General features: G+C 67.6%; 2 protein-coding genes. Both read left to right on the plus strand.

The window, feature by feature from the left end:
• Positions 1 to 1075 (plus strand): 3-hydroxyacyl-CoA dehydrogenase (locus tag AC1D15_RS27630; RefSeq protein ID WP_477828521.1); only part of this gene is annotated, 1075 nt, incomplete at its 5' end.
• Positions 1076 to 1090: 15 nt separating this feature from the next.
• A complete protein-coding gene (locus AC1D15_RS27635) occupies positions 1091 to 2266 on the plus strand; it encodes an acetyl-CoA C-acyltransferase (RefSeq protein WP_477828522.1) in 1176 nt (391 codons plus the stop codon).
• Positions 2267 to 2350: the final 84 nt, after the last annotated feature.

Below are 2350 nucleotides of genomic sequence, written 5' to 3' on the forward strand. Positions count from 1 at the left end.
GAACTACGACGCGCAGGTCAAGAAGGGCAAGCTGAAGCAGGACAAGCTCGATGCCCGCATGGCCTTGCTGAGCACGACGCTGAACTATGCCGACCTGAAGGACGCCGACATGGTGATCGAGGCGGTGTTCGAGGACATCGGCGTGAAGGAGCAGGTCTTCAAGACGCTGGACGAGGTGATGAAGCCGGGCGCGATCCTCGCGAGCAACACCTCGACGCTGGACGTCAACAAGATCGCGTCGTTCACGAAGCGTCCGCAGGACGTGATCGGCACGCACTTCTTCAGCCCGGCCAACGTGATGAAGCTGCTGGAGGTGGTGCGCGGCGAGAAGACCGCGAAGGACGTGCTGGCCACCGTGATGGCGCTGGGCAAGAAGATCAGGAAGACCTGCGTGGTGTCGGGCGTGTGCGACGGCTTCATCGGCAACCGGATGATCGAGCAGTACTCGCGCCAGGCCGGCTTCCTGCTGGAAGAGGGCTGCACGCCGCAGCAGGTGGACAAGGCCGTCGAGAAGTTCGGCTTCGCGATGGGCCCGTTCCGCATGGGCGACCTGGCGGGCAACGACGTGGGCTGGTACATCCGCAAGCGGCGCTACCTGGAGAAGCCGGACCTGCGCTACAGCAAGACTGCCGACCTGCTGTGCGAGATGGGCCGCTTCGGCCAGAAGACCGGTGCCGGCTGGTACGACTATGTGCCGGGCAAGCGCGATGCGATCCCGAGCGCGCTGGTCGACGGGATGATCGAGAAGCACCGGGCCGAGCTGGGCATCACGCCGCGCAAGATCAGCGATGACGAGATCGTGCACCGGCTGGTGTATGCGCTGGTGAACGAGGGCGCGAAGATCGTCGAGGAGGGGATCGCGCTGCGCGCGAGCGACATCGACATGGTCTACCTCACCGGCTACGGCTTCCCGCTGCACCGCGGCGGCCCGATGTGCTATGCCGACACCGTCGGGCTGTTCAACGTGGCCGCGGCGATGAAGCGCTTCGCGCAGAACCCGCATGACGACGCCGCGTTCTGGCAACCGGCGCCGCTGCTGGCGCGCCTGGTGGCCGAAGGCAAGACTTTCTCCTGATCAGGGGCACACACCATGACCAATGCAGTGATCGTTTCCACCGCCCGCACGCCGCTGGCCAAGAGCTGGAAGGGCGCCTTCAACATGACGCACGGCGCGACGCTGGGCGGGCACGCCGTGAAGGCGGCCGTCGAGCGCGCGGGCATCGCGCCGGCCGAGGTCGACGACGTGATCATGGGCTGCGCGACGCCCGAGGGCGCGACCGGCAGCAACATCGCACGGCAGATCGCGCTGCGCGCGGGCCTGCCCATCACGACCAGCGGCGTGACCGTGAACCGCTTCTGTTCGAGCGGCCTGCAGACCATCGCGATGGCCGCGCAGCGCATCATCGCCGGCGAGGGCGACGTGTACGTGGCCGGCGGCGTCGAGAGCATCTCGTGCGTGCAGAACGAGGCCAACCGGCACATGGGTGCCGACCCGTGGTTGCGCGAGCACAAGCCGGAGATCTACTGGAGCATGCTGCAGACGGCCGAGCAGGTGGCCAAGCGCTACAAGATCGGCCGCGACCGGATGGACGCCTACGGGGCGGCGAGCCAGCAGAAGGCCTGTGCGGCGCAGGATGCCGGCAAGTTCACCGACGAGATCGTGGCGGTCACGGTGACCGCGGGCGTGGCCGACCCGGTGATGGGGCTGCGCAGCAAGGAAGTGACGATCAGCGTCGACGAAGGGCTGCGCTATGGCACGACGGCCGAGAGCATTGCGGGCATCAAGCCGGCGCTGCCGGGCGGGCTGATCGCGGCGGGCAATGCGAGCCAGTTCAGCGACGGCGCGGGCGCCTGCGTCGTAATGAGCGAGGCGCTGGCGCAGCAGCGCAACCTGAAGCCGCTGGGGCGTTTTCTCGGCTTCGCGGTGGCGGGTTGCGAGCCGGACGAGATGGGCATCGGACCGGTGTTCGCGGTGCCGAAGGTGCTGAAGCGCCTCGGGTTGTCCGTGAAGGACATCGACCTGTGGGAGCTGAACGAAGCGTTCGCGGTGCAGGTGCTGTATTGCGCCGATACGCTCGGAATTCCGATGGACCGCTTGAACGTCAACGGCGGCGCGATTGCTGTCGGCCATCCGTATGGCGTCAGTGGTCAGCGCTTGACCGGCCATGCACTGATCGAGGGCAAGCGCCGTGGGGCCAAGCGGGTCTGCGTCACGATGTGCAYCGGTGGCGGGATGGGGGCGGCTGGGGTGTTCGAGGTGCTGTGACCGTGTGTCAGGCGCGGGTGGGGAGGCTGTGGCGCGCCGTCGGGTGCGGTCCTCGCCCCTGGCGGGGCGAGGACTGCCCTGCGC

This window comes from Rhizobacter sp. P2_H2 (assembly GCF_056403375.1).